The 6,475-nt window shown below is 37.3% G+C and carries 5 protein-coding genes; 3 read left to right on the plus strand and 2 right to left on the minus strand.

Annotation, left to right across the window (positions count from 1 at the left end; genetic code table 11):
- Positions 1-3 precede the first annotated feature (3 nt).
- Positions 4-1,974 (minus strand): S8 family peptidase, encoded by a 1,971-nt coding sequence (locus tag DK187_RS20695; RefSeq protein WP_111609191.1) that lies wholly within the window; start codon positions 1,972-1,974, stop codon positions 4-6.
- Between the two features lie 8 nt (positions 1,975-1,982).
- Positions 1,983-3,059 (minus strand): AAA family ATPase, encoded by a 1,077-nt coding sequence (locus tag DK187_RS20700; protein WP_111609192.1) that lies wholly within the window; start codon positions 3,057-3,059, stop codon positions 1,983-1,985.
- 362 nt (positions 3,060-3,421) lie between these two features.
- Here DK187_RS20700 and DK187_RS20705 point away from each other — a divergent pair, with 362 nt between their 5' ends.
- The 3 genes from DK187_RS20705 to DK187_RS20715 all read left to right on the plus strand — a co-directional run bounded on the left by DK187_RS20705 (position 3,422) and on the right by DK187_RS20715 (position 6,226).
- A complete protein-coding gene (locus DK187_RS20705; RefSeq protein WP_111609193.1) occupies positions 3,422-4,393 on the plus strand; it encodes a transposase in 972 nt (323 codons plus the stop codon).
- 801 nt (positions 4,394-5,194) lie between these two features.
- Positions 5,195-5,662, plus strand: a complete 468-nt coding sequence (locus DK187_RS20710) for a helix-turn-helix domain-containing protein (RefSeq protein WP_111609194.1) — start codon at positions 5,195-5,197, stop codon at positions 5,660-5,662.
- A gap of 9 nt (positions 5,663-5,671) precedes the next feature.
- Positions 5,672-6,226: a PIN domain-containing protein gene (locus DK187_RS20715; RefSeq protein WP_111609195.1), complete on the plus strand. Its 555-nt coding sequence runs from the start codon at positions 5,672-5,674 to the stop codon at positions 6,224-6,226.
- The last annotated feature ends 249 nt before the right edge of the window (positions 6,227-6,475 follow it).

Below are 6,475 nucleotides of genomic sequence, written 5' to 3' on the forward strand. Positions count from 1 at the left end.
GGATTAAACCGAAATAGGTGTTCGGGTCATACCGAAATGGCTGTTCGGAATGCTCCGAAATACGCAGTTAGAAAAAAAACTTTTGGTATCAGCGTGTTTGTTATCTTCTTCTTTCTTTTTATCTTCATTTGCTCTAAATGTTACTTCTAGGCCACCTCTTGTGTAATGTAGAGGGTGTTCTGGATCTGTCATTGAAGTGATGCAGAACGTTGCTTTCAAATGTATCCATGTACAATCCACAGCATCTGGAATAGGGATCGGAATTCTAAGGTGTTCTGATTTTTTAATCTCGCCTTGGTATACGATGATTGCTTCGTCACTTAAGCATTCGATTACATCTTCAGGGGAGTTTGGAAGTCTACCCCAGCCAACTTCTTCCATTTTTTTGTGTTTGTCTCGTTCTGCATGATGCAGCATCAGAGCTTTAATTGTTGTAGGCCTTAGATCAAAAGAAGTTATTGCATCTATGCCTGCTGCTATTCGTAAAGCAAAAGGTGCTGCAAAACTAGTCCCCATTGTTCCTGTGATGCTATTTGATAGCGGTGAATAAAGGTTAAATAAATTTTCTTCAGATCCTCCAAAGATAACTCCATCTGGCTTTATTAGACCTGGGCTTCTACCTGGGCCTATACAGCTATATGGAGCTCTTTCCCAGTTTTCTTCATTTGAGTTTGAGGCTCCAATTGCAAAACAGTTCACCATATCGCTCGGGGGTTGAATCCTAGCATTGTCACCATCTAAATCGCCGTCATTACCAATGGCAACAGTAACTAAAGTGTCGCCTTTTTGTAATATTTCATCTAGTACCGATGTCCATACATGAACATCGTCATCGTCAATTGGTAAATGAGGGCCGAGGCTCAGATTGACATATTTATAATCATTTCGTTTAAGAACATTTTCAATTCTAGTTAAGACATTAAATAGATCAGGGTCACTTCCATCGTCAGGAGATAAAACTCTAACTATGTCAACGTTTGTGTATGGAGCTCCAAATGTATTGGTTTTTTTATTAAATGGGCCAAAAAGATATGTTGCACATACTTCACTACCATGTGAAAGATAATCAGGATGTCCTGTAGTTATATCTTCAGGGATTTCCTCTTTCACCCATGATCCAAGTAAATGATTATCTCCAATGCCACCATCAAAAATACAAACTTTAAAATCATTTTCTAATGGTGTGTACGTTGGTAGAAGAAATTTTGTTTTTATAGATTCTCTAATGGTATTGGGTTTATTGAATCTAAGTTTTGGAATGCTTCTTAATGCTCTTAATTGAGAAAATTCGGCAAGTCCAAGCTCTTTGCCTTTTTCAATTTCTACCGGTAGAAATGTTAACCCCCCAACTACCTTTGATTTTTTCCAGTTTGACTCACCGTTAAGGGAATATAAGTACTTGTCAAAAGCATTTTTTATTTCGATGTCAGTATTGTTAGCATGCAAAACCACTTCAAGTTTTAGTTTTTCAAGCCCGGAATCAATAAACTTAATTTTTTCTTCCGCTCTAAAATTGTCTATTTTTTCTATACTTAAAATTAAATTTTCTATTTTTTGGGTTAGGCGTTTTGATTTGATTGTGGTTAACATTTCTTGGAACTGGTCAACCGTTCCTGATGCATATACACAGGAAGCAAGACCTTCTGCAGGGTGTTTTTTTATAGCCCATTTTTTAGGTTTAATTTTTACCGATCTTGTACCTACATCTTTCATACCAAACATTTCAAATAACTTTCTTGGATAGTATGTTTTAGCTAAATAAGATGGATGTTGAATGAACTTTATAACTATTTGATCATTTGCACATTGTATCGATGGTTTATGACCAATGGATTCTAGGGTTTCTGACAAATCACTTATGAAATTTCGTTTGGCTTCATCTAGAGTATAAGGATGCTTTTTATCACTAGAGCCTTTTTTAACCTCAACTTTATGAGTTAGTGTTTCACCATATCCAATTATAAAGTTCTTCATATTATTCCCTATAAAATTTTAGCTTCATCGATTGCTTTTTTAACAGTTGGTCTGCTGATTCCAAGTCTTTCAGCTATTGCGCGTTGAGATAACCCTTCAATATTTAGCTGTACTGCGAGATGTTTTTTTTCTGCATTATTTAATGCTGTATAATTATTAATAGGAGTTACTACTTTACGTAAATTATCGTGGTAAATACTTGATATTATTTTTTCACGCTTAGATCTTTTTAACTCTCTATCAATAAAGCTAAATGTTTTTCCAGTGAAGATATTTACAAGATCTTCTGTATCATTTTTTTGATCAGGCCAATGTAAATTTAAATAATTTGATATCATTTCATTTGTTGGAATTTCAAATGATATTTCAATGTCAAATCTTCTCCATATAGCTGGATCTAATAATTCACCGTGATTAGTTGCTGCTATCAATAAAGAGCTAGATGGCCAGTCATCTATTGCCTGAAGAAGTACAGTAACTAATCGTTTAAGTTCACCGAGTTCTCTATCGTCATCTCTTCTTTTTGCTATCGCATCAAACTCATCAAGTAACAAAACACATGGAAACGAAACTGCATATTCAAGTACAGATCTTACATTGCTGCCTGTTTTACCCAAGAAGCTACTCATAACGGTTGCTAGATCTAATATTAGTAGAGGTAATCCAAGTCTTTCTGCTAACCAACGAGCAGACATGGTTTTTCCAACTCCCGGTGGGCCTTGGAAAATAATAGATCTAGATGGAGTCAACCCTTTTTTAATAAGTTCTTTACTATGCTTTCTTTCCAGTAAGACTTGTTGCAGTGAGTTATTTACATCACTAGATAAAATTGGTGGGTATTCAGTTATAACAGGGTTTTCTACTCTTATAAGAGGTTGACGGCTATCCGCATCAACAGGTATAGGTTTTTGTTGTTTGATTGCGCTTCTGAGGGGAGATGTATTCAGTCGCTTTGAAATTGCTAGGTAAAAATCTTCATCTAATTGCTTTGCCTTAGATGCTAATTTATGTAGAGCGATTTCAATTGTCCTTTTATCTCCGCTTAATGCCGCATCAACTAGACCTAAAACGCTTTTTTTATCCACATCATTTCTCTCTATATTGGCTCTCTATTTATGATGAATGGTAAATTTTTTGGGTTTGTTTACCAATATCAATAAATTTTGGTAAACTTTATCGTCATTTGTTCCCATTGGGAAGTTTTTTTTAATAAATTTGGTAAGTTTATGGGTTTCAGATGGCTTAGTTGAAGTAGCTTGTCTTGACCTCCCGCGCATCCTGATCTACTTATTTCCCTGCACTGGCAAAATCCAGTGTCGGGATTGAGACCCCGTTTTACAACAGCGGCCTAAAACACGCAGCTAACAAGACCCCCATCGTAACTTGACGACTTCTCTCTATGCGGTATATTTAACCAGTATGTTTCTTATGGAAGAGAGGTTTCGTCATGCCAAGAGCCAGAAGTCAGCAAGTTAGTTTACAAGATACGCCTTATTATCACTGTGTCTCTCGCTGTGTTCGTAGGGCGTTTTTGTGTGGAGAAGATCCTGTCTCTGGTGCAAGCTTTGAGCACCGTCGTGACTGGGTTGAAAAGCGTTTGTTATTTTTAGCCAGTGTCTTTGCTATCGATGTTTGTGCGTATGCGGTAATGAGTAACCATCTTCATGTGGTGTTGCATATCAATGCAGAAAAAGCCGCGAAGTGGTCTACATTAGAGGTTCTGCAAAGGTGGCATAAGTTACATAAAGGCACCTTGTTTACTCAGCAATTCGTGCGAGGTGAGTCATTGCCTGATTATGCTATGGCGTTGGTGGAATCGTCTGCCGAAACCTTTAGAAATCGCCTTACAGACATTAGTTGGTTCATGAGAGAACTGAATGAGCCTATTGCTCGCCAAGCGAATTTTGAAGACAAGTGCACAGGAAGGTTCTGGGAAGGGCGATTTAAGTCTCAGGCTCTGCTAGATGAATCGGCATTAGTGGCTTGTATGGCCTACGTTGATCTTAATCCACTGAGAGCAAAAATAAGCCAGACACCAGAAACCTCAGAATTCACCAGTGTTAAAAAACGTGTGACCGCTGCAAGGCATCAAAAGCAACCAAAGTTGCTTTATCCTTTTGTTGGTAACCCCAGAGAAAACATGTCAGATGGTCTACCTTTTGAATTGACAGACTACCTTGAGTTGGTTGATATGACTGGGCGAATCATCCGAGAGGATAAACGAGGTGCGATAGACACTTCATTGTTACCGATTCTTCAACGACTCAACATATCTTCAGAAAATTGGCTGTGTATTGCGACAGAATTTGGCGCAAGAACCGGTGCTGTTGTTGGTGCTGAACAATCCATTGCTTATTACTGTGACTCAAACAAACTCAATAGAAAACCAAGATCCAGTCATAACCAACTACTCGCCTAGCTTCATTCCATCCACCATTCAAAGTCTTTCTTTACTAATCATGTATTAGTAAATTCACTCGCCTAACAACCTAGTAACCAGCCTTTTAGTAGTGAATTACTCCTTACCAAAACGATAAAAGATGAATTCCATATAAATACCATCTCTGGAGAAGGTGGTTTTGTATGATGAATATCTGCTTTTTATGTGGGTGTCTTGGCAGTTGCCTTGGCAGTTGCCATTCATTAATTAGTCCTTACCAAAACGATAAAAGTGCTTTTTATGTGGGTGTCTTGGCAGTTGCCATTCATTAATTAGTCCTTACCAAAACGATAAAAGTGAATTCCATATAAATACCATCTCTGGAGAAGATGGTTTTGTATGATGAATATCTGCTTTTTATGTGGGTGTCTTGGCAGTTTGTGGCAGTTGACTCGCTACTTTACCCTAACGTTCGCTATTCCTGAAATTCCGCCTCATTTTTGGTCGAAAAATCGGAAATGAATATCTTGAAAAAAACAACAAGTGAAATATCTGAATATTGAGTTGTTATTTTCAGTTATTTCACTTATGATCTATTTCGCTGGTGTGGAGGCCAGTAACACAATTTGCAGCATTGTTGGATGCCTCTAGAACCAAGATGATTGGTAATTAAAGCTCTAGTTAAGAGCAAAACTTAACCTGCTAAAAACTATGTGGGTGTAAAATAGTGAATCTTTGTTATTAATTATCAAAGGTTTAGTAAAAATTATAACCCTCTAAGACGTTTTAGAATTCCTAGCTTCGGTTAGCTTCTACAATGCTAAGAGGAAGGAGTTATGAATGATTAAGACACGTTTAAATGTTGAACCGGATGTTAGCGCAATAATAAAAGCGCAACAGTATCTAACACAGCACCAAGCGGATCTAGATAAGTTAAAAATTGATGTGCTTCTAAAAAACGGCCAAAAAGCCGAATTTGAAGTGCCAACACTAACCCTTGATGTACTTGTTCAGGTGTTAAGTCAATTGGCTAAAAATGGGAACAGTGAAAACTTTGAAGTGCAACAGATTGATCCAAATCAAATGGTTAGTCCGGCTATTGCAGCGAAATATCTTGGAATGTCACGACCAAAAGTAACAGGTTATATTTTGGCAGGTCAAATTCCATCTATAAAGGTAGGCACTCATCACCGTGTAAAAATGGCAGATGTTATGTTATTCAGAGAAAAGCTTTCTAACGCGAAAATGTCGCGTGATGAAACCCTTAGTTTAATTGCTAACTTTGAACAGGAGTCAGATTTTATGTAAGGAAATACCATGAGTGATAAAGTTCTATTGGATGCAAATGTCTTGTATTCACAGCCATTGAGAATGATGCTTCTTAATTTGGCTAATGTAGATGAGTGTTCAGTTCAATTTTTTTGGACAGATAAGATAGATGCGGAATGGACTGGTGCTTTTATTCGTAAGCATCCTGAAAGTAAGGAAATAATAGCCAAGCAAGTTGAGGCAATTAAGAAGTCCTTTTTTGAATGTTATGTCTTAGGTTACGAACCATTAATAGATCAGCTTAAACTTACTGATCCTGATGATCGTCATGTTCTGGCCGCCGCAATAAAGACGGGTTGTAATGTTATTGCGACAGATAACACCAAACATTTTCCAGCAGAGTTATTGGCTGAGTATGGCATTAGAACGATGACAAGAGACGAATTGATGTGTTTCTTGTTCACTAATGAAAAGGCTAGTGTCATGAAAGCCTTAGAAAATTTTGCTCGCGTACATAAAGACCCGGAGCTTACAGTCGAAGACTTGCTAATAAAGCTTGATCGTTCAGTGCCAAGTTTTACACACTTAGTAAGAGAGTCATGATTTAAACATCCTGTATAGCTTTAAAAATACCACCTTCGGGTGGTTTTTTATGCCTGTTGAAAATGCTTTTGCTTTTCTGTTGAGCGCTCTTCTTACAAAAATTCACTTGGTCTTTTACGTGATTTAAAATTATACTGTATATCTATAAGGGCTATCCATTTAGAGCAACCAGACACTACATCTAGTGTTTATCTGGTTTTAATGCCCTTATAGGTTAGGGGTTTTGTTGTCACTGATTGCTCAAGTAAT

This window comes from Marinomonas arctica (assembly GCF_003259225.1).
Taxonomy (GTDB): domain Bacteria; phylum Pseudomonadota; class Gammaproteobacteria; order Pseudomonadales; family Marinomonadaceae; genus Marinomonas; species Marinomonas arctica.

Coding starts and splice junctions, on each gene's coding strand:
- DK187_RS20705 (WP_111609193.1), top strand. CDS start 3,422: ATGCCAAGAGCCAGAAGTCAGCAAGTTAGTTTACAAGATACGCCTTAT.
- DK187_RS20715 (WP_111609195.1), top strand. CDS start 5,672: ATGAGTGATAAAGTTCTATTGGATGCAAATGTCTTGTATTCACAGCCA.
- DK187_RS20710 (WP_111609194.1), top strand. CDS start 5,195: ATGATTAAGACACGTTTAAATGTTGAACCGGATGTTAGCGCAATAATA.
- DK187_RS20695 (WP_111609191.1), bottom strand. CDS start 1,974: ATGAAGAACTTTATAATTGGATATGGTGAAACACTAACTCATAAAGTT.